34 protein-coding genes are annotated in these 21,561 nt (G+C 63.3%); 4 read left to right on the forward strand and 30 right to left on the reverse strand.

Annotated features, from left to right (window positions below):
* Window positions 1–8: 8 nt before the first annotated feature.
* The 12 genes from BI347_RS20680 to BI347_RS20725 form a co-directional block, all read right to left on the reverse strand.
* A complete protein-coding gene (locus tag BI347_RS20680; RefSeq protein ID WP_071116959.1) occupies window positions 9–335 on the reverse strand; it encodes a hypothetical protein in 327 nt (108 codons plus the stop codon).
* A 186-nt stretch (window positions 336–521) separates the two neighbouring features.
* A complete protein-coding gene (locus BI347_RS20685; protein WP_239690973.1) occupies window positions 522–1,007 on the reverse strand; it encodes a type II toxin-antitoxin system HicB family antitoxin in 486 nt (161 codons plus the stop codon).
* Window positions 1,007–1,270, reverse strand: a complete 264-nt coding sequence (locus tag BI347_RS20690) for a type II toxin-antitoxin system HicA family toxin (RefSeq protein ID WP_338032401.1) — start codon at window positions 1,268–1,270, stop codon at window positions 1,007–1,009. The genes BI347_RS20685 and BI347_RS20690 overlap by 1 nt, the downstream gene beginning before the upstream one ends.
* Entirely contained in the window at window positions 1,267–1,467 is a 201-nt protein-coding gene (locus tag BI347_RS23745) for a hypothetical protein (RefSeq protein WP_139167279.1), read from the reverse strand. Before BI347_RS23745 ends, BI347_RS20690 begins: the two co-directional genes overlap by 4 nt.
* Window positions 1,468–1,539: 72 nt before the next feature.
* On the reverse strand, window positions 1,540–1,971 hold the full coding sequence (locus BI347_RS23100) for an aegerolysin family protein (protein ID WP_083339094.1): 432 nt from the start codon (window positions 1,969–1,971) through the stop codon (window positions 1,540–1,542).
* A 228-nt stretch (window positions 1,972–2,199) separates the two neighbouring features.
* Window positions 2,200–3,414, reverse strand: a complete 1,215-nt coding sequence (locus BI347_RS20695) for a phage late control D family protein (protein ID WP_239690974.1) — start codon at window positions 3,412–3,414, stop codon at window positions 2,200–2,202.
* The gene (locus BI347_RS20700) at window positions 3,411–3,869 is read right to left on the reverse strand and encodes a phage tail protein (RefSeq protein ID WP_204378124.1); all 459 of its coding nucleotides are present in this window, start codon (window positions 3,867–3,869) and stop codon (window positions 3,411–3,413) included. The genes BI347_RS20695 and BI347_RS20700 overlap by 4 nt, the downstream gene beginning before the upstream one ends.
* Complete coding sequence (locus BI347_RS20705; protein ID WP_071116960.1) at window positions 3,870–7,016, reverse strand: phage tail tape measure protein; 3,147 nt, start codon at window positions 7,014–7,016, stop codon at window positions 3,870–3,872.
* Entirely contained in the window at window positions 7,013–7,213 is a 201-nt protein-coding gene (locus tag BI347_RS25060) for a GpE family phage tail protein (protein ID WP_071112847.1), read from the reverse strand. The genes BI347_RS20705 and BI347_RS25060 overlap by 4 nt, the downstream gene beginning before the upstream one ends.
* A complete protein-coding gene (locus tag BI347_RS20715; protein ID WP_071112848.1) occupies window positions 7,141–7,437 on the reverse strand; it encodes a phage tail assembly protein in 297 nt (98 codons plus the stop codon). The genes BI347_RS25060 and BI347_RS20715 overlap by 73 nt, the downstream gene beginning before the upstream one ends.
* A gap of 52 nt (window positions 7,438–7,489) precedes the next feature.
* The gene (locus BI347_RS20720; protein ID WP_071112849.1) at window positions 7,490–8,002 is read right to left on the reverse strand and encodes a phage major tail tube protein; all 513 of its coding nucleotides are present in this window, start codon (window positions 8,000–8,002) and stop codon (window positions 7,490–7,492) included.
* Between the two features lie 15 nt (window positions 8,003–8,017).
* Window positions 8,018–9,190 (reverse strand): phage tail sheath protein, encoded by a 1,173-nt coding sequence (locus BI347_RS20725; RefSeq protein ID WP_071116961.1) that lies wholly within the window; start codon window positions 9,188–9,190, stop codon window positions 8,018–8,020.
* A 186-nt stretch (window positions 9,191–9,376) separates the two neighbouring features.
* On the opposite strand from BI347_RS20725, the gene BI347_RS20730 reads away from it, so the two are divergent.
* Together BI347_RS20730 and BI347_RS23750 are read left to right on the forward strand one after the other, a co-directional pair.
* Window positions 9,377–9,745 carry a helix-turn-helix domain-containing protein gene (locus tag BI347_RS20730; RefSeq protein ID WP_158020832.1) on the forward strand — a complete coding sequence of 123 codons (369 nt, stop codon included), beginning with the start codon at window positions 9,377–9,379 and terminating at the stop codon, window positions 9,743–9,745.
* 40 nt (window positions 9,746–9,785) lie between these two features.
* Window positions 9,786–10,052 (forward strand): hypothetical protein, encoded by a 267-nt coding sequence (locus BI347_RS23750; RefSeq protein ID WP_139166948.1) that lies wholly within the window; start codon window positions 9,786–9,788, stop codon window positions 10,050–10,052.
* A 29-nt stretch (window positions 10,053–10,081) separates the two neighbouring features.
* Here BI347_RS23750 and BI347_RS20735 read toward each other — a convergent pair whose 3' ends face one another.
* The 6 genes from BI347_RS20735 to BI347_RS20760 are packed head-to-tail and all read right to left on the reverse strand — an operon-like array spanning window position 10,082 to window position 14,790.
* Window positions 10,082–10,696: a tail fiber assembly protein gene (locus BI347_RS20735; protein WP_071116963.1), complete on the reverse strand. Its 615-nt coding sequence runs from the start codon at window positions 10,694–10,696 to the stop codon at window positions 10,082–10,084.
* Between the two features lie 10 nt (window positions 10,697–10,706).
* Window positions 10,707–12,311: a tail fiber protein gene (locus tag BI347_RS20740; RefSeq protein WP_083339096.1), complete on the reverse strand. Its 1,605-nt coding sequence runs from the start codon at window positions 12,309–12,311 to the stop codon at window positions 10,707–10,709.
* Complete coding sequence (locus BI347_RS20745; protein ID WP_071112854.1) at window positions 12,308–12,874, reverse strand: phage tail protein I; 567 nt, start codon at window positions 12,872–12,874, stop codon at window positions 12,308–12,310. The genes BI347_RS20740 and BI347_RS20745 overlap by 4 nt, the downstream gene beginning before the upstream one ends.
* Entirely contained in the window at window positions 12,871–13,761 is an 891-nt protein-coding gene (locus BI347_RS20750) for a baseplate assembly protein (protein WP_071116965.1), read from the reverse strand. The genes BI347_RS20745 and BI347_RS20750 overlap by 4 nt, the downstream gene beginning before the upstream one ends.
* A 4-nt stretch (window positions 13,762–13,765) precedes the next feature.
* A complete protein-coding gene (locus BI347_RS20755) occupies window positions 13,766–14,122 on the reverse strand; it encodes a GPW/gp25 family protein (protein WP_071116966.1) in 357 nt (118 codons plus the stop codon).
* Window positions 14,119–14,790, reverse strand: a complete 672-nt coding sequence (locus BI347_RS20760; RefSeq protein WP_071116967.1) for a phage baseplate assembly protein V — start codon at window positions 14,788–14,790, stop codon at window positions 14,119–14,121. Before BI347_RS20760 ends, BI347_RS20755 begins: the two co-directional genes overlap by 4 nt.
* A 164-nt stretch (window positions 14,791–14,954) precedes the next feature.
* Here BI347_RS20760 and BI347_RS23755 point away from each other — a divergent pair, with 164 nt between their 5' ends.
* A complete protein-coding gene (locus BI347_RS23755; RefSeq protein WP_139167280.1) occupies window positions 14,955–15,446 on the forward strand; it encodes a hypothetical protein in 492 nt (163 codons plus the stop codon).
* A gap of 49 nt (window positions 15,447–15,495) precedes the next feature.
* Window positions 15,496–15,813 (forward strand): hypothetical protein, encoded by a 318-nt coding sequence (locus tag BI347_RS23760; RefSeq protein WP_139167281.1) that lies wholly within the window; start codon window positions 15,496–15,498, stop codon window positions 15,811–15,813.
* Window positions 15,814–15,835: 22 nt separating this feature from the next.
* On the opposite strand, the gene BI347_RS23765 is transcribed toward BI347_RS23760, so the two are convergent.
* From BI347_RS23765 to BI347_RS24060, 12 genes are all read right to left on the reverse strand, one after another.
* Window positions 15,836–16,024 carry a hypothetical protein gene (locus tag BI347_RS23765; protein WP_139167282.1) on the reverse strand — a complete coding sequence of 63 codons (189 nt, stop codon included), beginning with the start codon at window positions 16,022–16,024 and terminating at the stop codon, window positions 15,836–15,838.
* 21 nt (window positions 16,025–16,045) lie between these two features.
* The gene (locus tag BI347_RS20765; RefSeq protein ID WP_239690975.1) at window positions 16,046–16,486 is read right to left on the reverse strand and encodes a phage virion morphogenesis protein; all 441 of its coding nucleotides are present in this window, start codon (window positions 16,484–16,486) and stop codon (window positions 16,046–16,048) included.
* Window positions 16,473–16,919 carry a phage tail protein gene (locus BI347_RS20770; protein ID WP_071116969.1) on the reverse strand — a complete coding sequence of 149 codons (447 nt, stop codon included), beginning with the start codon at window positions 16,917–16,919 and terminating at the stop codon, window positions 16,473–16,475. Before BI347_RS20770 ends, BI347_RS20765 begins: the two co-directional genes overlap by 14 nt.
* On the reverse strand, window positions 16,903–17,118 hold the full coding sequence (locus BI347_RS20775) for a TraR/DksA family transcriptional regulator (RefSeq protein WP_071112861.1): 216 nt from the start codon (window positions 17,116–17,118) through the stop codon (window positions 16,903–16,905). The genes BI347_RS20770 and BI347_RS20775 overlap by 17 nt, the downstream gene beginning before the upstream one ends.
* Window positions 17,115–17,375 carry an Rz1-like lysis system protein LysC gene (gene lysC, locus BI347_RS25065; protein ID WP_420837181.1) on the reverse strand — a complete coding sequence of 87 codons (261 nt, stop codon included), beginning with the start codon at window positions 17,373–17,375 and terminating at the stop codon, window positions 17,115–17,117. Before lysC ends, BI347_RS20775 begins: the two co-directional genes overlap by 4 nt.
* 294 nt (window positions 17,376–17,669) lie before the next feature.
* Window positions 17,670–18,470, reverse strand: coding sequence for an N-acetylmuramidase domain-containing protein (locus tag BI347_RS20785; protein ID WP_071116971.1), 801 nt, complete (start codon window positions 18,468–18,470; stop codon window positions 17,670–17,672).
* Complete coding sequence (locus tag BI347_RS20790; protein WP_071116972.1) at window positions 18,461–18,772, reverse strand: phage holin family protein; 312 nt, start codon at window positions 18,770–18,772, stop codon at window positions 18,461–18,463. The genes BI347_RS20785 and BI347_RS20790 overlap by 10 nt, the downstream gene beginning before the upstream one ends.
* Window positions 18,769–19,137, reverse strand: coding sequence for a putative holin (locus BI347_RS20795; RefSeq protein ID WP_071112975.1), 369 nt, complete (start codon window positions 19,135–19,137; stop codon window positions 18,769–18,771). The genes BI347_RS20790 and BI347_RS20795 overlap by 4 nt, the downstream gene beginning before the upstream one ends.
* A gap of 5 nt (window positions 19,138–19,142) precedes the next feature.
* Entirely contained in the window at window positions 19,143–19,355 is a 213-nt protein-coding gene (locus BI347_RS20800; RefSeq protein ID WP_071113203.1) for a tail protein X, read from the reverse strand.
* Window positions 19,355–19,834, reverse strand: a complete 480-nt coding sequence (locus BI347_RS20805; RefSeq protein WP_071116973.1) for a head completion/stabilization protein — start codon at window positions 19,832–19,834, stop codon at window positions 19,355–19,357. The genes BI347_RS20800 and BI347_RS20805 overlap by 1 nt, the downstream gene beginning before the upstream one ends.
* Window positions 19,835–20,013: 179 nt before the next feature.
* Window positions 20,014–20,790: a DNA adenine methylase gene (locus BI347_RS20810; RefSeq protein ID WP_071117170.1), complete on the reverse strand. Its 777-nt coding sequence runs from the start codon at window positions 20,788–20,790 to the stop codon at window positions 20,014–20,016.
* A gap of 153 nt (window positions 20,791–20,943) precedes the next feature.
* On the reverse strand, window positions 20,944–21,552 hold the full coding sequence (locus tag BI347_RS24060; RefSeq protein WP_071116974.1) for a tail fiber assembly protein: 609 nt from the start codon (window positions 21,550–21,552) through the stop codon (window positions 20,944–20,946).
* Between the last annotated feature and the right edge of the window lie 9 nt (window positions 21,553–21,561).

A 21,561-nucleotide genomic window follows, 5' to 3' on the forward strand; every position in this document is an offset into this window, starting at 1 on the left:
AGGTGAAATCACCTGGAAGTCCAGTGTGTTGCAAATAACGCCGCCATGCAGACCTCACGCGGTGCGCTGATCAACAGGACTTTATGCGGGCGGGTGCTGCCGCTGACCAAACAGGACAAGGCAGCATCGAAAGCGTCCCGCACCTCATCGCCCCGATTCATGGCGATGTCCGACACGATCTTGGCCGACTCGAACCAGTCGCGGCAGTAGTTGGGATGATGGAAGTAGGGCGCGTCCCGCACTTCGTCGGGGATGCGCCAGTAGCTGGCGGCGATGGCTTCGTTCAAGTCATCGTCGGACAGGGCGGCATATTGGTTCAGGCGGCTAAAGTCCATGTGAGCGCTCCGGCATTTGGATGCGCCTACTGTAGCCGCGCCGGCGGCCTGGCGGTCGGCCGCTCTGTTGTGCCGCTCCCCGATACAACTTCCGCCCAAAAAATAAGCGCCTCCAGCAAGAGGCGCTTTTTCATTGCCCTGGCGGCGGTTGCGCACAGGGTTATCCACTGGCGATGGTGGACAGCCCTATGCGGACTGCTGAAGTTCCTTCAGCGCGGACCGAGCCAGGAAGCCGGAGCGACTGTCGTACTCAGGATGGGCGCCAACAAAGTCATCAATGCGGCGGATCAAGTTTGCCGGGAGCGTGACATTGATCTTGGTGGCCTTGCCCAAATAGCGGGTAATGTCCACCTCCACCACTGCCCAGATAAAGCCCTGGTACTCAGGATTGGCGGAGTGGGCCTGCACCGTCCCAGCAGTGGGGATGATGGCGTCGTCCTCGTCCAGCCCCTCCAGGTGCAGGTCGATGGCCTCTTTTGCGCTGCTCATGGCTTCATCCAGGGTATCACCCGCGGAGAAGCACCCTGGGATATCTGGCACGATCACGCCGTAGGCGTGGTCGGCGTCGCCCGGCTCGATGGCGATTGGAAACAACATGGTCTTGGTTCCCTTGGTTGTAGCGGGCTGATGCTTGGCAGGAAAGCCAACCCCTTGCGGGGCTGGCTGCTTCATCACTTCAATCCGGCTTGTTTCAGCATGCTATTCCACGTTCCGATTTTGTAATCTTTGGTGGGATGCTTGACTGTTACTCGGCCGGGTTTGGTGGGATGCTTGAACTGGTGGTGACTACCCTTGCAGGCAACTTCAAACCACCCGTCATCCATCAGCATCCTTATGAACTCCCGACTATTCATCCTGCCCCTTGTTTCGTTGTTGATGGGGTTACTATAACTCTGAGAGGGTGGTGTGTCAATAACTCTGGGGTTATTTGTCATCCGACCACATCTTCCAGCCGCTCCTCCAGCTCCAGCGCGGTGGTGTAGCCGCCACTGCCAGCTGATGCGTGATCATCTTCAATACCCTGCCAGTGATTTGGATGGTTGGTTTTATGGGTTGGTGTGTGACAGAAGATGCTGAGGTGGTGACGATCAATCCGATTGGGCACAGCTTTTATGGTATTGGGGTGTGTCAAATGAAAATTGCCGTTAACTTGTAAAAGTTAACGGCAATTTTCATAACCAATCTGTGTGGTTTTTTTGGGGGTTCACGCTTGTTTTTGACGTTTTTTCTTCATGGTTTCAAGGGTCACATTGCCCAGCGCTCCGCTGTCCAAATTCGCGCCAGATGGCTCAGTGATGTAGCGGTTATAGGGAGGCTGAGCGCCGGCAGGGCTGAAGTTTGAACTATTTTCTTTTGATCCCCAGGGACAATCCCAAGTATATGTGCCAACCTTGGTTGATCCATCATAAATATCAAAAGACCCCTCAGTGCCAGATGAGGCATTTTCACGGCCACAAGCATAGATTGTGTAAGTGTCGTCTTCAGTAATTACTTGGCCTTCGATTTGACTGGCTGGAATTTCCTCGTCTTTATTGCCTTCTGCATAGAACTTACCCCAGGAATGGGCCACATTTTTGATAGTAACTGTATAGTTGTCAGGAACAATCGTAATTGCCACCCACTGAGCATAGGCCATGGTAAATCCTTAAGAATAGTTGGAAAAGTCATGTGGGATTGATACCCCTGAACTTTTATAGATCATGCTGTTTGATTATGCTGTAAGTGTATGTATTATACTGTACTAATTGGCAGGTTTTGTCATGGTCCTGCATTAGGTGCTTCAGTATCTAAATATTGATTCCGTTCTGAGTTGCACTCAGATGTCAATTTCGATTTGGAAAACCCATAAAGAAGTTTCATTAAGTTAGTCGATACTTTTCAGCCTTGCCTCCAGCTCCAGCGCCGTGGTGTAGCCGCCGTCTCCCAGCTGGTGGGTGACTTTCTTCAATACCCAGCCGGTGGCGTCGATGACGGGCTTGAAGCCTTGCACCTGGGCCGGCAGCTCGGGGAATAGCTCCGGGCAGCCTTCGGCCAGGGTGATGGAGAATTCCGCTACGCCGCGCTGCAGCTTTTGCCAGGCGGCCTTGGCACCTTGCAGGGCAGTCGCCTCGCTGACGTAGACATGGCGCAGCACCTTCACGTTTTGGCTGCTCGGCTCCATCCCTTTCTGCTGTATCGCCGTCAGCTTGGTGCGCTTGCTCTTGCGGCCGAGCTTGGTGACGGTGGCGCGGCGTTCAAACTTGGTGTTCGCGTCCACGATCACCTCGCCCTTTTTCGCGCCGCGCACGTCATGCCAGTAGGCTTTGACGGCGGTATAGGCGTTGCGGTCGGCGACATTGAAGCGGTGGTTATCGCCGCTCCGGCGGCTGATCAGGCAGGCGGGGAAGGGGCGGCCGGTGACGGTTTCGGCGTCGCCGGCTTTGCAGAAGATCAGCCGACCGGCCTTCACGGTGGCGATGGCGTCGTACTGCTTGGCTAGGCGGGTCAGCAGATTGGCGTCGCTCTCGCTGGTCTGGTCGATATGCTCCACCTTCTGCCTGGCCAGCCAGGCGGGGATGGCCGGCGTCAGGCCGTTGGCTTTGGCGATGGCCTGCACGATGGCGCCCACGGTGGTTTTGTGCCAGCTCTTTTCCCGCTTGGTGGCGATGCCGGCGCGCAGATCGGTGGCGCGGGCGCGTAGCGTGAGGGTGTCCGGCGCCCCGGTGTGTTCCACCTCGTCAACGATGTAGCTGCCCTTGTCCACCAGCGCCTGGCCGGCCCAGCCGATGGCCACGCTGACGGTGACGCCGCGTTCCGGGATGTCCAGCTTGCCGTCGCTGTCGTCCAGCACGATATCTAGCTGGTCCGCCTCGAATCCGCGGTTGTCGGTCAGGCTCAGGCTGATCAGCCGCGGCTCCAGCTTGGCGGTGATGTCTTTGCCGGATAGCACGATGCGGCAGGCCGGCCGCTTGGGCTGGCCTAGCGCGCCGCCGATGCCGCCCAGGGTGTCGCCCAACATGTCACCGACGCCGCCCAGCATGTCGGCGCCCTGTTGGTAGAGCTGGCCACCGGCGCCGGCCGCGTCGTCTATCAGGCTCATGCCGCCAGCTCCAGCACGCTGCGGGTGAGCGCGCCCAGGGCGTCCAGCAGGCTGTCGTCGGTGCGTTTCAGCGACAGGGTGAAGTCGATGCAGCGCGCCTTGCCGTCGCTGAAAAACTCTTGTCGGGAAACCTCCAGGCTTTCCACCACGAAGAAGCCGTATATGGTGCCGGTGCCTTCGATCAGCGGCCAGGCTTTGCCCTGGTCCGCCATCAGCTTGAGCAGGGATAGCGCGGTGTCGCCGCCGGTCAGCTCCGGCATTAGCCTGCCGGACAGGGTAATGGTTTCCTCGTCCACGCCCAGGAACTGATAGGACGGCCGCGCGCCGACGCGGCTATTGGACGGCCAGCGCCAGCCGTAGCGCTGTTTGAAATCCTGATAGGGCAAGGTGTCCATCATGAAGACGAACAGCCCCAGCGCCATCATCGGCAATTTGATCGGGCCAAGGGATAGCATTTAGTCGAAGTCTCCCAGGCGGCTGCGCTGGCGCGCGGCTTGTTGGTTTTGGGCATTGGCCAGCGCCTGCGCTACTTGGCGTTGCACCAGCGCGGCCAGCTGCTGCTCGTTCATGCCGGGCGCGGCGTGAATGGTGATGTTGAAGCTGGCCGGCGCAGCGACGGCCGGCGCATGGGCGCGCAGCGGCGGGCGGGTGTCCAGCTGGCCGGCCATCGCCGGCGCGGTGGCCAGCACCATGCCGGCGCCGGCGGCGGTGATCTTCTTCGCCGCGGACTGCACGGCGGCCAGCGGCCCGGCCTGGCCTTTGTCGATACCCTGTTCCAGCCCGGCCATGGTGTAGCCACCGATGGTGGCGAACACGCGGGACGGCGAATGGATGTCCAGCTTCTTGCGCAGCCATTCCGGCAACAGCTCGCCCACGCCCAGGATGGCGTCCTTGACCCACACGATGCCCTTTTTGATGCCGCTGACGATGCCGGACATGATGTCCAGGCCCACTGTCACGAACTTGGCGGCCAGCTCCGCGCCGATGACGATCAGCCCCGCCAACATTTTGCCGAAGCCCTTGCCGGCGCCGGCGGCCTTGTCCAGGCTTTCCTTGCTGGCGTCCACTGGTCCCAACAACTTGGATACCCATTCCCATGCGGTCTTGAATGCGCCGACCAGCCAGTCCCATACCGGGCGCAACGGTTCCAGCGCCGGGCCGATGGCGGCAAAGACTTGATCGAATATCGCCCCCAACGGCGCCAGCCCTTCTTTCAGCCCCTCCCAAAAGCCGCTGAACCATGCCTTGATTGGTTCCCAATACTTGTAGATGAGCAGGGCGGCCAGGCCAATGACTAGACCGATGGGGTTGGCCATGGCCAAGCGGCCGACGAATATCAGCGCCTGGCCAATGCCCATGATGGCGCTCACCGCGCCGGACCCGGCGGCAGCCAGACCGCCGCCAATCAGCTTGCCGCCGCCCTTGACGCCATCCCAAGCCATGCCTTTGACGCCACGGGTTTTGACGTACTGCGTTACCGCGCCGAGTTTTGACCCTGCGCTGGCGCGCGCCAGCGCCAGCTGGGCGGCAACGGCGCGCCACAGTGCGGCGGTGTACTTATAGACGGCGAGCTTGCCGGCCTTGAACTTGTTGCTGACGTTGCTGGCCAGTTCGCGGCTTTTGCTGATGCTGGCGCGCATCGCCGCCGGCAGGGTGGTTTTCAGCCCCTTGGTCATTTCCCACAGCCGTTTCAACGGCTCGCGCGGGTTGGAATTGCTCCAGGCGGTGGCGATGACCTGGCCGGCGCCCTTGGCCGCTTTCGCCGCGGTGGCCCAGCCTGCCTTCATCGCATGGCCAGTCTTGCCGGCCGCGCCGCCCAGCCCGCCGAAGCGCGCGGCCAGGCCGCCGGCGCGAATGCCCAAGGTGGACAGGCTGAGGCGGGCCAGCGCGAGCGGGCCGAGTACGGCGGCAATCGCCAAGCCCAGCGTGCCCACCACGGCCAGCAGCACGGACACGGCTGCGGCGATCCTCACCAGCGTGGCAGCCAGCGCCGGGTTGGCCTTGGTCCAGCCGGAGATACGCTGCAGGATGTCCGCCGTGGCGCTCATGATGTCCATCAGCGGCTGGCGCAGCGCCTGGCCCATGGCGGATGACTGATTGAACAGCCGGGTTTTCGTCATCTGCCACTGCGCGGACAGGGTGTCGCTCTTGGCATCGCCTTCACGCTGCATGCTGCCCTTGGCCTTGGCCTCGTTCACCAGTTGCAACTGCTTGCGGTATTCGCCCAGGTTGTCGGCCAGCTTGGCGGCGTCATCGCCGTATTCCTTGCCGAACAGATCCACCATCACGCCCATTTGTTTGGTTTTGGGCAGTTTATTGACCGCCTCCATCACCTTCAGGATGGTGCCGGTGGAGTCCTTCGCCATTTGCGCTTCTATCGCCTTGGCGCTGAGGCTCAGCTCTTTCAGCCCCTTTTGGAAACGCTTGGGCTGCTTCTCGGCAATTTGCAGCTCGCGCACCATGGCCTTGGTGGCGGTGGCGGCGATCTCCGGCGATGATCCTAGCGACAAGAAGGTGGAGCCAAGCGCCGCGGCTTCCTTGTAGTTCATGCTGCCGACACTGCCAGCGATGCGCTGCATCACATTGATGATGTCGGCGCCCTTGGACTGCGCATTGTCATCCAGGTAGTTGATGACGTCGCCCAGTTGTTGGATGTCCTTGATTGGGACTTTGTAGATGTTGGCGATCTTACCCATGTCTTCGGATAGCTGGTCCGCCGGCAGGTCAAACGCGGTCGAGGCTAGGGCGGCGACGCGGGCAAACTCCAGCAGATTGTCTTTGCCCTGAATGCCCATCCGCGCGCTGCCCTCCACCAGCGCGGCTATCTCGGTGGTGGCCATCGGGATTTTCTCGGCCATAGCCTTGATGGCGTCGCCCATCTGGTAATAGGTGGCGGTCAGTCGGCCATTGTCATCGCGCGCGCCATCCACCTGCTTGGCCACGCCCAGCATGGCGTCTTCGAAACTGCTGAAGTCGGCCACCATCTTGACCGCAGGCGCACCGATGGCCGCTCCGGTGGCGACGGTAGCGGCACTGCCGCCGACCACCTTGTCGCGTGCCTCCAATTGACGGCTATAGCGCTGCTGGGCCTCGTTCAACTGGCGCTGCCGGCCGGCGACACGGCCCAGCGCCGCCTCCCGTGTCGCCAGCGCGGCATTGGTGGCGGCGATCTTGCCGGCCAGGCTGGCTTCGGTGGCGGAGAGTTGGCGGGTGTCGATGCCTTCGCGCTGCATGGCGCTGGATGCGGCGCGGGCTGCATCCAGCTTTTTGCGGTGAGCAATGGCGAGCTTGTCCACCGCGCGCTCGGCGGCGGCGAACTGGCGGGCCAGCTTGTCGCTGGCGCCGCCGGTCTGTTGCATCTGCTTGCGCACTTCCTCCAGGCGCTGGCGCGCGCCCGTCAGGTTTTGGCCAACATCCTTGCTTTCTTTCGTCAGCTTGCGGAAGGCGTCAATGCTGCCCTGGGTGGCTTGCAGCGCCTTGAGCTGGTCGCGGCTTTCCTTCACGGCGCGCGCCAGCTCCTTGTTGCCGGCCATCGCTTGTTTCAAGGGCCGGGTCAGCTTGTCCACGGCGGCGAGGACGACTTCCAGTTTTAGCTTGCTCATTCGTCGGCGTTTCCTGATCGAAGGCGGGCGCGCTCGCGCCAGCTGGCCAGCTCGGCCAGCGGCATGGCGTCATAGGCGGCGGGCGGCCAGTGGAACACGGTAGCAATGTCGGCGATGGCGTCGTCTACGCTTGCGGAGATGGGATATCCTGCTGTTCCGATTTCTTCAGCAAAAAAGCCGCCACCATCGAGGCGCATTCGGTGAAGTCCGCCACGTCCATCTTGGTGACGTCTTGCTCGTTCAGCGCCGGGCTGGTGATGCGCGGCAGCACTTTGTGTAGCGCGCTGACGTCCATCTGCAGGAGGTCGGACAGCTTGATGCCGCGCAGCTCGCCGGCGCCGGGCTTGCGCAGCTCGATGGCGGTGATTTCGCTGTCGCCGCGCTTGATCGGGGTGTCCAGGGTGATGATGTTTTCGCTCATGATGATTCCTATGGAGTGTGTCGGCCCGCCGGCGGCAGGCCGTGAGGGTGAGTTACAGACCTACGTTTTTGCGGTGCTGGGCCTGGCGGTCCACGCCCATGACTTTGAACACGTCGTTCACCACATCCAGCTCCATCCATTCCTTGCCGTTTACCACCAGCTTGAAATAGCTGAGGCTGGTTTTTACTTTGAAGCTGCCGTTGTCGCCGGCCTTGGCGTCGCCCAGGTCCAGCTCGTTGTGGCGGCCGCGCGCGACGACTTCCACCGCGTGGTCGCTGCCGTCGCTTTCATCGGCATAACTGCCCATCCAGCGCAGTTCTGACGCGTCGTGTTTGTCGGCGCCGAAGCTGGCGACGATTTCTTCAACCGGCCCGCTGTAGGTGTGTTCCATTTCCAGCTTGTCGATGCCCTTGAGCAGATCGACGGAACCGATCATGCCGGCGCCGCGGTACTCCTCGGTCTTCATGGCGAGCTTGGGCAGCTTCATTTCCAGACATTCGGCGACAAAGCTTTTGCGGTTGTTGAATACGTTGAATTTGCGCAGGGTGCGCGGCAGTCCTGCCATGGGGTTCTCCTGGGGTTAGCGGTTGACCTGGTCGGCGAAATCCATCAGGTAGCGGTCGGTGATGCGCTGGCGGAAGGTGAGGTTTTCCAGCGGCGGAACTTCGGTGTATTCGTAGTCGATGGCCAGCTTGCCGGTCTTTAGTCCTTCCTTGTCGTTGGCGCTCTCGTCGTACCAGGCGCGGAAGCCCAGCAGATAGCCGGCCGTCACCAGCTCGCGGCCCTTGGCGTTGATGCCCTCCACGATGTCTTTCACCAGTACCGGCGTCAGCGGCTTGTCCATCGCCCACATATGGGCCTCGGCGATGGTGTCGGCCAGCACCTGGGCGGTGCGGGTGGACGACTCGAATGGGAACTGCGGGTCGCTGGAGCAATTGCGGCTTCCCCAAAAGCGGAAGCCTTCGCGGCGGATCAGGGTGGTGATGCCTTTTTCGTTGAGGTAGCCGGCGTCGGTGGCCGGGTGCTGCAAGTCCCAATACACATCGCGGCTGATGCCGCTGACGCCTTGCACCACGACGTTGGAAAGCGTCTTGTGCCAGCCTTCGGACTCGTCCAGCGCGGCGCGCAGGCCCAGCGCGTGGGCGGTGGCCGGCGCGATGGCATCCTTGCCGGCGGCGCTATCCCAAACCAGGAAGTCCGGCCAGATCAGCATCAGCTCGCGCTGGCCAAAGTTGGCGCGGTAGGCGGCGACGTCTTCCTTGGTCTTGCAGCCCCAGGCGCTGATATAGGCCATGGCGCGCAGCTTGACGGCGATGGCCGCCAGTTCGGTGGCAACCGGCAGCGTGTCCAGGCCGGGCGCGCCCAAGATGCGCGGACGCACGCCGACGCGCTGCTGGGCAGACAACAACGCTTTCAGGCCGGTGTATTGGCCGGCCGCGGTGGTGGTGCCGATGACGAGGCCGTTTTGCTCGGCCTCGTCCTTGCCGGTCTTGATCCGCACCACCACCACCAGCGGGCTGGCGTTGTCGGCGATGGCGTCGAGGCTGGCGGCCAGCGTGCCTTTGCTGCCGGCCTGGCCGATGGCGCGCTGAACATCGGTGATCAGTACCGCGGTGTCGAGCGGGAAGGCGGCCGGGTCGGCATCGTCTGCGGTGCAGACCATGCCAATGACGGCGGTGGAAATCGTGCGAATGGGGCGCGTGCCGTTGGCGATTTCAAGCACGCGCACGCCGTGGTGGTAATCCTGGGGCATGTCTCAGTCTCCGGGTGAGGTTCTGAGCATGTTGCCGCGCTAAATCTGTCTGGTCAGCTGACGCTTGTTGTGTGGAAGGACGGCACAACCTAGGATGAAATAATCCGTATTTTCACGTAATTGCTCATGCCGTTTCCCGTCTCCGCCTTGGTCCATCAATTTCTGGAACAAGCGGACGAGAGGGATATGCTGTCGTTGTTGAGCATGCTGGAGAAAATAGCCCGGCAGGATGTGCCGCTGCATATGCGGGCCGGGATGGCTGTGGATTTGCGCGAGCTGTTGGCGGATGCGGCATTGCGCGACAGCGTGCAGGCCCGGCAATTGGGCCAGCTATCCGATTCCGAGGTATCCGTAGTTTTACTTATCGCCGCTGGGAAAAGCCACCGCCGGGCGGCGGAAATGCTGGACATCAGCGAGCGCACCATCCGCGCCCATATCGAAAATTCCATGAAAAAACTGGGGCTTAAGCCGGCGGCGGGAGACAAGCGGCTGGATGCCCGCTTACTCATCGCGCACATATTTTTGCCTGATGTTATGCAGCGTATTAGCGATTAAGCCAATATGCAGCCGCGAGAAATTCCATAAAAATACTGTTTTGGAATTTTTCACCCAAAAGCAAAAACTAAAAGGCAAGAAAATGCGCAATCGCTCTGAAGCTATTCATTTGAATCCCCTTATTGGAACCTCGCCGCGTGACACCCTAGAAAATCTCTGTTGCTGCCTAGATAAAATCGGCCACACCCTGGCATCCCATCACGATGACCCATCGATTGGGTTTATCTCGGATGCGGCCGTCGCCGCCCTGAGATTTGAAGTCGATCAGATCGGCAAACGGCCACCGCCGCAAGGCAAGGCGGCATAAACAAACAGCCCCGCGAATGCGGGGCTTTGTCATAGTGCGGCTGGCGGTGCCGGCCAATTGACTGCGGCCGGGTAGCCTGGCTGCTGCGGCACGCGGGACAGCTCCACCCGGTAGCGCCGCCAGGCGGCCAACAGTTCGGCTTCAGCTGGCGTCGCCATGCCCAGGTCAGCCGCATCATGCAGCGGCACAATGGCCGCATCGGCCTGGCCGCGCCGCGCGGCGATTTCCGTTTCGACTGCGGCACGCTGTGCGGCCAACGCGGCGGCGTGGTCAACGCTCCAACCCGCGCCATCCCACACGCCAAACGGTGGCGGCGCCAGCTCGGTCGCGCCCAGCGCCTCCGGCGTGTCGCCCAGCTGCGCGGCAATCGGCTGCGCCGTGGCGGTGTCCCACAGCGGCACGCCGCGCCAATCCGGCAGCAGCTGCCAGCCGCCACCCAGGATGCAATGGGCGGGGATGCTGCCGTCGGCCGCGCGCCAGGCGGCCGCGTGGCGCGGGCCGGCCGCCGGAGGGGCAGCTTCTGCCGCCCAGGCGGGAATCAGATAGACCTCGTCCACATCCAGCGGCGAGCGTTGCGCCGTGGTTTGCCCGGTGCATTCGCCGGTCGCGGCGCTGTAGCAATACACTATTTTTTGTTCGTTCATTGGTACCCCCTCAGACTTTGATGCAGGCCAGCAGCGCGACGTTGCGGGGCCGGGACTCGTTGCCGCCGGTGCTGTATGTCGCGTAACGCAAATACCTGCCGCTGCCGTTCCACTCTCCCAACAATTCATTTGACGCCTGCCGCGCGCCCAAATCCAGCGGCGCGCCGCCATTGTCCACGAGGACAGTGTCCTGGCCGGCAATATTGCCTGCCGGTGTCGGGATGGCGTGATCGTGTGCCAGATTCTGAGAGGCCTGGCGGCTACCAAAACTGCGGCCGGCGACGTCTACACCGCCCCCAGCATCCCAGCCGCGGATAAACTCGCCGCGTAGATCTGGCACGCCGAATGTGGTTTTGCCATCGCCAGCGCCGAATCGCTCACCAATGGCCGCAAACAGTGCGGCGTAGGTTGCGCGCGATACATCCTGCGCGCCGTTGCAGATGATCCAGCCCGGCGGCGGCGTGTCGCGGGCGAAATAGGCAATCTGCCCAGGCGGCGCGGCGGCGGTGATGCCATCCTGCGTGGTGGCGGCATCCGCCAGCTGGCGCCACACAGTCCAGCGGCCCTGATAGCGGCAGCGGTGCCAGAATCCCCCATCGGCAAACGCCTGATAGGTGTGATAGACCATCTCGCCGGTCGCCCTCACGGTCAGTTGGCCGGCCTGTGGGCAGGGCCAATTCTTGCCCTTGATCGCATTATCGTTGGCGGGATTGTGGTAAATGCCGGTGATAGTGAGGGTGTCCAGATCTACCGCCGATGCAATATCCGCCCGCAGTGGCAATGCATCGGCGATGCCATAACCGTCCAGCGTGGCGGCCTTGTCGGCCTTGGTGGCCAGCTTCTTGGTCAGGTTGGCCGCAAAACTGGCGTCATTGTCCAGCGCGGCCGCCAGCTCTTGCAGGGTGTCCAGGGCGCCCGGTGCGCCGGCGATGACGTTACTGATAGCCGCTTGCAGCTCGGCCTTGGTGGCGGCGTCGGTGATGCCGTAGCCAGCCAAGGTGCTGGCTTTGTCGGCTTTGCCGGCCAGCTTCTTGGTCAGGTTGGCGGCGAAGCTGGCGTCATTGTCCAGTGCCGTCGCCAGCTTTTGCAGGGTGTTGAGCGCGCCGGGCGCACCGGCCACCACGCCATCAATGGCGGCTTGCAATTCGGCCTTGCTGGCGGCGTCGGCGATGCCGTAGCCGGCGAGGGTGGATGGCTTGCCGCTGGCAATCTTGTTCCAGTCCAGCGCTGGCACGTCCGCCGCCGTCATCTGTCGCCCAGCTGCCACGCGGCCTTTCGCATCCACCGTCACCATGCCGTAACTACCGGCGGTCACGCCGCTGTTTGCCAGCGTCAGCGCGCCGCTGACATTGCCGCTGCCGTCGAACGTCACGCTCCAGCTACCATCCCCGGTCATGGCGAGGTTGCGCGGGGTCTTGAGGCGGTCGGCGTACTCGGCCACCAGCGCGCCGGACACGATGTCGTCTATCTGCTTCTTCAGGTACTCGGTGCGCTCCAGCAACTCGGACGGCGCACGGTTGAGCGGGCCGCCGTCGCCGCCCAGCAATCGCTCCGTTACCTCGTAGCGGGTGACGCCGGGCCAACCGGGCGTAGCGGGGATGGGAAGGGCTGTCATGTTCGTATCACTCCTGCGGTATAGGCGCCGTTGGCGCTGGCGTAGCCGTTGGCGATCAGTGTGGCGCCGGTGAAGTCCAAGCCCCACAGCACGCAACGTGCCGGGGCCACATCATTGAGAATTCTGCGGGCAGCGGCGGCCTGCTCCAGGCTCAGCATCTTGTCGATCTGCACCCGGTATTCAGGCCAGCCGGCGGGATCGCCTGCGGTGCCGAAGCCATCGGCCACCAGTTCGCCGTCTGCCTGGTAGTGGTGGTTGCCCTCGTTGATTCGCACTTCGCCCAGACCGAGGTCGCGGAACACCTGGCGCACAGCCGAGAGGGTTCCCTTGCGGCGGTGGACGGCGACGGAGGAGGCAATCAGGGCGCGTTGTTGCTCCTCGGTGGCGGCGGCGTCGAAGTTTGCCACGCTGCGGGACCACGCCAGCCAGGGCAGCAGCGGCGCCGGGCAGCGGCGGCTGTCGGCCAGGCCACGAATCGGCGATGGGTCCAGCGTCAGCGCGCAGGCATCGGCCAGCGCGGCTTCAAGCGGCGTGCGGTTGGGCGGCAGCAGTTGGCGGCTCATTGCGGCGTCACCGTGATGGCGGCGCAGTCGGGAAACTGGCCAACGCCGCACAGCACGTCCGCCGCCGGACTGGCGATGCTGACACGGTCCACGCCTGGCACATGCAATGCGGCGTCAATGGCGGAGCGCGGCACGCTGCCGCCGATTTTGCGGCGCTCGGCAAGCATCCGGTCCAGTCGGTCGCGGGCGCCGGCCAGTCCGCCGCTGGCGGCCTCGCCGCCAGGCTGGTACAGGATGCGGGCATCGATAGCGAATGCCAGCGGCTGGCTGGCGCAGACCTGCACCGTGTCGCACAGCGGACGCACGTCCTCGGCGCTCAACGCGGCGGCGACGGTATCGCATAGCGCTGGGCTGGCGATGCCGTCACGGCCCAGCAGCCACACCCGCACCACGCCGCCGGCCGGGGTATCCACATCGGCATCCAGCACCTCGGCGCTGGCGCTCAAGGCATGAAACAAGTACGCGCCGCGCGGCCCGCCGCTGGCCAGCCCTTCCAGCGCCATCTGGCAGCGATAGCGCAGCCGGCTGTCGTCTTCCCATAGCGCCTCGGTTGGCGGGGTGACGTCCGGGTTGGCTGGCTGGATCAGCAGCCGCTGCACGCCGTAGTCTGCGGCGCGGTTGTCGAGATCGGCGCCGGCGGCGTAGGCCAGCAGGCTGGCGCGGGCGGCTTCGTTGACGCGCTGGCGCAGCAGCATTTCGCGGTAGCTGGCCAGCTGCAGCGCCATGGTGATCGGCTCGCTTTCCAGTTGCAGCGCGGCGGCGTAGCTCGCGCGCTGCTCAGGCGGGACCCGCGCAAGAAAACCGGATTTGTAGGCCTCAAGCAGAGTTTCGTAATCGATGGCATCCACGATGGTCGGCGCGGGCAGGCGGGTCAGGTCTATGGCCATGCGGTCAGCTCCTCAAGGGAATGGCAAATTGCAGCGGCTGGCCGCCGGCCCGGCGCCTGGCGTCGATGTCGATGGTCAGCGCGCCAGCCGCGGCGCCGGTTCCGGTCTGCAAGAGGACGCGTGTCAGTTCTATCCGCGGCTCCCAGGCGGCCAGCGCCATGACGGTGGTGGCCATCGCCTGCATGCGGGTCTTGCCGTTTAGCGGGCGGTCGATCAGGTCCGGCAGGATGCTGCCGAACTCGCGCCGCTCGATGCGCGAGCCGCGCGGGGTGGTGAGGATGCGGGCGATGGATTGGCGGATGTGGTCGTCATCGTGGATGGCGCGGCCGGTAGCGGCGTCCATGCCGGTGTAGCTGCTCATCGGGGTGGCTCCGTATTGCCGCCGTGCGGGTCGGGGTGGGTGTGGCTGTGCAGCGTCACGCCGTTGGACGACAACGCGCCGCCGCTATGGTTGATGTTGCCGCTGATGGTGGTGGACGCGCCGCCGGCGCCGCCCGATCCCGCCATGCCGGCGAGGTAACTGAACAGGCCGGACACGGTAGCTTTCGCCCTGGCTATCACGTCGCCCAGCACGGTCAAGCGGCCCAGGATCGTGACGTTGCCGGTGATGACGGTTTCCGGGCAACTCACGGTGACGAGTACGGCGGCCTGCACCGTGGCGGTCTGGATGCCGGACACGCTGAGCGCGCCGGCGGCGTGGTTGTAGAGGATGCGGGCGCCGTCCGGGTAGACGCGCAAATGTTCGTCGGGGCTGTGGGAGGGCGCCGGCCGCTGATCGGAATACAGGCCCAGCAGCACAATGGCGGTCGCCGGGTCGCCGCTGGGACAGAGCAATATCACCTGCTCGCCCTCGGTGGGCGGGTTCCAGTCGCGGGTCTGGCCAGCGCGCGGCGCGAGCCAGGGTAGCCAGTGGCTGGTGAGGTCGCCGGATTGCACGCGCACGCGCTCGGCGTCGTGATCCACCTGGGCGATGGTGCCCAGGCGGATCAGCGACTCAATGCGGCGGGAGAGGTCTGCGTAATCGTCCATGCCGGGCAGTTTGCACGGGCCGGCATGGGGTGTCGCGGGGTGGGTGTTGTGTGGTGAACCCTCACAACTGACTAGATTGTGATACTGATCATTTTGTCAGTTACCACCTGTCATAAGTGACGTGAAAATCGAATCTCAGATTAATAAAATTTTGGAGTGTTGAGATGTTGAGAAAGCTCATTGCTGGTTTATTAGTTCTTGGGATTTCCAGCGCCGCGTGCGCGGCAGTAACCGTCAATATTAAAAATATTAGCGATCCGTTCTATCTTGAAAAGGAAGGCAAGGACTATATGTCGTTCAGTCCGCATCTTCCGGCGACACTGCCAGCAAAAAGCACAGTGTCAACCTATGTATACTCTTTGTTGCCGGCAAACATTGGCATTGACAGTGTGGATATCATTTACCGTAGTAAGCCTTTGACTGGTGTGACGAGTAATGCTCCTGGGTGTGAGATTAGCTTTGTATCCAATATTGACCCCCGTACTCAGCTTTCTATTCCGAAGCTGACAATTACACCGTTGAATTATGAGTATTCAACATATCTGAATTGCCAAGGTAAGCTGACGTCGTTCAATCCTTACACCGGTGTGGGTGTGGTTGATGTCAGTATAAGCACTTACAAGCTGTTCCCAAGCTCTCCCAAGTTGCCTTTCTGAGCTACAATTAACCATTGTCAATTCAATGCGTGATGCTTAGGAGCCGATCATGGGGCCAATGGGATATGCGGTAGCTTACAATGAGCGAATGTCAGTTATTGGCACGGTTCAGTCCAATATCATCGCATTCCAGAAAATAGCTGATACAACGACAGATCCTGATGTCAAGGCTAGGTATTCTGATTCAGTTGAGGAAATGAAAAAAAACCTTCCACTGATAGAGCGCCAAGCTAAGCAGTATGCAGCTAATGCTGGAATTGGCGCTGAAGATTTTGGCCATATTGTTGATCCTACGAAGTATGATGGCTATGGCAAGAACGGCAAAGGAGTCAAGTTTCCGATAGTGAATCTGTTCGACTCTGCTTGACGGTGTACTTTGAGGATTGACCTTAATTTATGATGGGGGAAATCGTCCAGGGGCGTGCTGTATTGAATTTTTTAAGTATTTTTTGAGTTAAGTTTGATGCAAAAGTGGGGGCGCTTTTCCAAAAAGCGCCCCCACTTTTTTTGAGCGGGCTGCTATGCAGGTTGATCTTGATGCAATTGGTATTGCGTAGACTGATTTGCGTGTGTTGCATGGTGCTTCCTTGTGGCGGGTGTTACTTGGATAGATGGGCCAGCATCTGGTCGCGGATAACTTCGATATCGGCGGCGGCGAAGCCCAGCAGCTCGCGCGCCGGATATTGCGTTTCGCGGCGGCTGCGCCGGCTGACGCGGTCGCGCAGGCCGTATTGATGGACGCGGGCGATGCGTTCCACCTGGCCGACGAAAGCAACGGCGGCGCCGTTGGTGGTGGCTTCCACCTTCAGCCACTTGGCGGCGCGCAACTTGCTGAACATCTGGCGGCGGATTTTGCCCTTCTTTGCGCGGAATTGCGGCTTGCGTGGCGTGAACTCGCTGCCGTCCGGGTTGAGCTGGTCGCGGATGCGTTGCTGCTGGCTGGCGCGCAGCGCTTTGGCGATGTCGCGAGCCAGCGCGCGGCGGGCCGCCGGCTCCACCCGCTGCAACAGGCCGGACAGCTCGGTTTCAAGCTGCATCATGTTCATTTTTCACCGTGATATCCCAGGCCCATGGCTCGGGCGGCTCGCCGCGGTGGGTGGCGGTAATGCTGCCGTCTGCCTCTGTCTGAACTTTGACCCCTTCGGTCAGTTGGAGCGTGATCTCTACATCCATCGCGGCTAGGCTGGTCAGCTCGGCTTCAAAGCGGAATCCTTTTTCCAGCCGTTCCGGGTTCTGGATCAGCGGCGGCTCGTTGGCTTCGATCCAGCCGCGCAGCGGGATGATGAGCTGGTCGAGGTGGCCGGCGTAGTCGGTGACGATCAGTTTGACGGTGTAGCGATAGCCGAACGACAGCCGGCCGGGGGCGGCGACGATGCCGCCATCTTCAATGAACATCAGCAGCCGGTCGGGGTTGTCGCGCAGCTCCGGCAGCGCCGCTTCCAGCGCCTGGCGCAGGCTAGCGGGCTTGTTCATAGCGTTCGAATTCCTGTTGGCACTGCACGCAGCGCGAGCAGCCGGCGACGATGCGCTGGCGGGCGTCGGGTATCGGCTCGGCGCAATCCTCGCAATGGCTGAGGCTGGCGCGGTGGGTGATGTTGGCGAGCTGGCGGGCCAGCGCGGCATCGCGCTGGAGTTGTTCCAGCGCCTGGGCGCGGTCGTAGAAATCGGTCATGGCGTGTTCTGTTGGCAATGGATGATGTGATCGATCTGCGCGGCGCAGGATTCAAGCGCCGCCCGGTGCTGCTGCCAGCTGTCGGCCAGTTGCTGGTTGGTGGTTGGCGCCAGCGCCGGCAGCGGACAGGCCGTCACCGCCGGGCAGCGTTGCAGCAGCAGCGGGCGCGGCGCCGGCTGGCGCGGTGGTGTCGAACAGGCGGGCAAGGTCAGCAGGAATAGCAGCGCTGCCCCAGGCAGCGGCGGCAGGCGTGGCATGGATGGCGGCCTCCAGTTTGGCCGCGGCGGCGGCGTGTTTGCGGGATAGGGCGGTCACCTGTTCGGCCAGCTCGCGGCTGGCGGCGGCCTGCAACTTGATGTCGATAGCCTGGGCCGCCAGCTGCTCGGCTTGCAGCTGGTTGAGCGTGGCCAAGCGGGCGCTGTCTTGCGTGGCGGTGGCCAGCTCTGCGGCCTGGCGCTGGAGCTGGTCGCGCTGCTGCCACAGTGTGAAGCCGGCGAGCAGCGCCAGCGCGATCAGCAGAGTGCCGGCGAAGCGGCGGGCGAGGGCGGCCATCATGCGCTCAGCCTTTCCGCGCGGGCGTAGGCCGCCGCCAGCTTGCTGTCGTAGAGGTTTTCCTTGTAGGCCGGGCCGTTGTAGAGCTTGGCCACGTCGGCCCAGCGCTTGGCCTGCAGGGCCTTGAGCAGCGCCGGCTCGGCTTCGATGAAACGGGCGAAGGCTTCCAGCTGGGCGGCCTCGCCCGATTCCATCGCGGCGCGGAATGTTGCGGCGCTGGCGTAGCCCAGCCGCTGCCAGTGATAGCCCATGATCTGGAATAGCCCCCAGCTGCAAGACTCGATGGCGACAAGGTCGCCGGCCACCGCCGCCAGGCTGGCGAAGCGCACCCACTCGGCCGCGCCGCCGGCGTAGCCGCCGCGGGCGGGATTGCAGATGGCCGGATAACGGGTGGCCAGCTGTGCCGCATCTTGGTGGGCGACGCCGGCGCGCTGGTAGGCGACATGCCGTTCCAGCAGGATGACGGGCCGGCCATCGGCCTGAAATCCGCTGCCGCGCGACTCCACCGCGTGGATAGCCTTGATGCTGGCCAGCGCCACGCCCAGGCGGGCGGCGGCGGCCTGCAGGTCGGCTTCGGTCAGCCGGCGCGGGTCGCGTACGCCGCGCAGCGCCGCCAAGGTCTTGCGGCCGGCGATGCCGTCCACCACCAGCCCGGCGCGGCGCTGCGCCTGGGCGATGGCGGTTTCGGTGGCTTCGCCAAACCAGCCATCTATCGCCAGCGCTGCGCCCTGGGCGCGGAGCTGGGCTTGCAGGTCTTGCACCGCCTGGCCGTGGTCGCCCTTCTTCAAGATCAGATCCATGTCTCCCTCCTCAGCAGGATGGCCAGCCGCGATTGGCGCGGGCCGCTGGCGCGGAACAGCTCCACCACGTTGCCGCGCTGGGCCAGCAACGCCAGCAGCCATACGGCGTTGAGAAACAGCTGCGGGCCGTCGGCCAGCTGCGGCAGGCCGAACAGGTGCAGCACCGCCACCGCGCCGGCGGCGACGATCAGCAGGTAAGCCAACAGGCTGGCAATGGGGCGGTGCTGGCTGTCGCCGCGCTGGAAGGCCAGCAGGACCAGGGCAAGGGCGACGGCCAGCACGATGTGGGCATGGGCGATCATTGGCCGCCCCCTTTCAGCGTGCGCAACGCCTTGGCCGGGTCGTCGGCCAGGCGGATCAGGTACAGCAAGACCTTGACGGCTAGGGCGGCGGCGATCAGCGCGCCGACGCCGGGGCTCGCCTCGATCGGCATCCATTTGGCCAGCAGGCCGGCGACGGAGGCGGCGGCCAGACAACCGGCGATGAAGCTGGCAATGAAGAACATCGCGCGCTTGGCCAGGCCCAGGCTGTCGGAACTCAGCACGAACACCGCGGCGCCGGCGAAGGCTCCCAAAACGGTGGCGGCGTCGATGCCGGGGAACAGGGCCAGCCCGGCGACGGCGGCCAGGGTGGCGGTGGTGGCGGTACTGCTTACGGGTTCGGCCATGTGATTCAGTCCCATAGGTTGATGAGGGTTTGCGCCGGCGCGGGGTCGGTCGGCAAGTCGGGCAGCTGCACCAGCGTTCCCATGGGCAGCACCGCGCCCAGGTCGGCCAGTCCGGGGTTGGCGCTGAGAATCCGCTCCACCACGCCGCGGGTTGTGCCGTAGGCGCGCCAGGCGATGGCGTCCACGGTGTCGCCCTGGTCGGCGCGGATGGCGCGCATCAGATCAGCTCCACCGTGGCGCGGCCCACCGCCAAAATGGCGCGGATGGCGGCGCGGGCATCGGCGCGCAGGTCGTCGGCGGTGCTGTCCAGATCGTCGGCGCGTTGGCGGCCGGCGCCGGTGGTGTCAAAGCTGCGGTAGCGTTCGGCCAGCTCGGCGGCGGCGGTGGCGTAGACCGCGCGGCGCCAGCGTTGCATCAGCACCGACTCGCCGTCGATCTGTTCGGCCGCCACCTCGGCTAGCTGGCTGGCGCCGGCGGCGGTGCGGATTTGCCGCCAGCCGCTCAGCTCTTGATTGACGCCGGCGACGGCCTCCACCAGCGCATGGCGCAGCCGCGGCGCGGTGACGGTGCCGTCCAGCCGCATGGCGGCGCGGGCGTGGGCCGGGTCGATCTCCGGCCAGAAGTAAGCGGCCTTGATCGGCTGGTCATCGTTGGCGATGGGCGCAGCGGTGGCCGGGGCAGTGCTGTTGATGATCATTGTGTGTCCTGGGCTGGGTGACGGTGGAGGGGGCTTCGGCTGTCGGCTGAAGCGCGGCGCGAAAACTGTGCGCCATTTTGCGCGATAAATGGTGATCAACCCATTTTCCAGCATCCGCAAAAGAATTTCACTTCCCACACGAAGGGGCCGGCTGGCCCCTTCGCTCTTTCGGTGGACGATCACCAGTTACGGATGATCAGTTCCCCCTTCTTGTCCTTGCTGCGGCCGGCGCCACCCACCGTGTAGGCAATGTCTACTCGCTCCATGCTCAGCCCATCAAAAGCCTGGCGCATCTCTGGGATGTCATTGACCGAGATGATCATCCGCCCCTTCATCGATTTGGCCAGTTCTGCCATGCGCTGATACTGGTGCAAACCGAAGTCTACGCCATAGCCCTCAGTGCCCCAGTATGGCGGGTCGCAGTAGACCAGCGTGTGCTCCCGGTCGTACTTCTTGATGCAGTCAGTCCAGTCCAAGTTTTCGATATAGGTGCGGCTCAGGCGTAGGTGGGCGGCAGACAAGTCTTCTTCTAGGCGCAACAGGTTGAGCTTGGGGGGACTGGTGGTGGCCGTCCCGAAGCTTTGGTTGTCCACCTTGCCGCCGAAGGCCATCTTCTGGAGGTAGAAGAACCTGGCAGCCCGCTGGATGTCGGTCAGCGTCTCCTCCGGGGTGATCTGCAACCACTTGAAGATTTGCCGCGATGTCAGCGACCATTTGAATTGCCGGACAAACTCTTCCATGTGGTGGCGTACGACTCGGTAAAGGTTGACCAGCTCCCCGTTGACGTCGTTGATTACCTCTACCTTGACCGGTTCCTTCAGGAAATAGAGCGCGGCCGCGCCGCAGAAGGGTTCGACATAGCAGATATGCTCGGGAAACAGAGGAAGGATGTGCTTGGCCAGACGGCGCTTGCCGCCAATCCATGGAACGATGGGTGCTGCTGTGATTTGTAACATCTGCAAGACTCTTTCCTGATGCGAAATATCCCGATAGGCTTGTTTCACCGTTGGCCAACGGCAATGACAGCCTTGGGATGACTTGCAGGTCTGCTCTGCGGGTCAGCTAGTCGAGCGGGTGCTCCAACACCTGCTCGACTGCTGTTTTCTGCACTATGCCGGGATCAGCGGCCAATCAATTTGGTTCGGAAAGCCTGGCTGATTCGACACTCGGGACAGCTCCACCCGGTAGCGCCGCCAGGCTGCCAGCAGCACGGACTCGGCTGGCGTCGCCATGCCCAGGTCAGCCGCATCATGCAGCGGCACAATGGCCGCATCGGCCTGGCCGCGCCGCGCGGCGATTTCCGTTTCGACTGCGGCACGCTGTGCGGCCAACTCGGCGACCTGGTCAACGCTCCAGCTCATGCCATCCCACACGCCAAACGGCGGCGGCGGCAGCTCGGTGGCGCCCAGCGTCTCCGGCGTGTCACCCAACTGCGCGACAATCGGCTGCGCCGTGGCGGTATCCCACAGCGGCACGCCGCGCCAATCCGGCAGCAGCTGCCAGCCGCCACCCAGGATGCAATGGGCGGGGATGCTGCCGTCGGCCGCGCGCCAGGCGGCCGCGTGGCGCGGGCCGGCCGCCGGAGGGGCAGCTTCTGCCGCCCAGGCGGGAATCAGATAGACCTCGTCCACATCCAGCGGCGAGCGTTGCGCCGTGGTTTGCCCGGTGCATTCGCCGGTCGCGGCGCTGTAGCAATACACTATTTTTTGTTCGTTCATTGGTACCCC

It is taken from the genome of Chromobacterium sphagni (assembly GCF_001855575.1).
GTDB lineage: Bacteria > Pseudomonadota > Gammaproteobacteria > Burkholderiales > Chromobacteriaceae > Chromobacterium > Chromobacterium sphagni.